The organism is Neisseria sp. P0009.S008, from assembly GCF_051958615.1.
Taxonomy (GTDB): Bacteria; Pseudomonadota; Gammaproteobacteria; order Burkholderiales; family Neisseriaceae; genus Neisseria; species Neisseria subflava.
Genome location: NZ_JBQCVG010000119.1, coordinates 1 through 211, shown reverse-complemented (window position 1 = coordinate 211; position 211 = coordinate 1). Strand labels below are relative to the sequence as shown.

Below are 211 nucleotides of genomic sequence, written 5' to 3'. Positions count from 1 at the left end.
CTGTAGCGGCAGATGCTAAAGCGGTAGCAGCTGATACCAAAGCTGATGGTGCGGTAGCGAAAGCGGAAGCGGCAGATACCAAAGCCGGTAAAGCAGCAGAAGCAGCTCAAGCGGCAGATGCTAAAGCGGTAGCGGCAGATGCTAAAGCAGTAGCAGCAGATACCAAAGCTGATGGTGCGGTAGCGAAAGCTGAAGCGGCAGATGCTAAAGC

General features: G+C 54.5%; 1 protein-coding gene. It reads left to right on the top strand.

All coding sequences use genetic code 11. The features are described 5' to 3' along the window. Nucleotides 1-211: hypothetical protein (locus ACTHSQ_RS11525; protein WP_440372124.1), on the top strand; the 211-nt coding region annotated here is incomplete at both ends.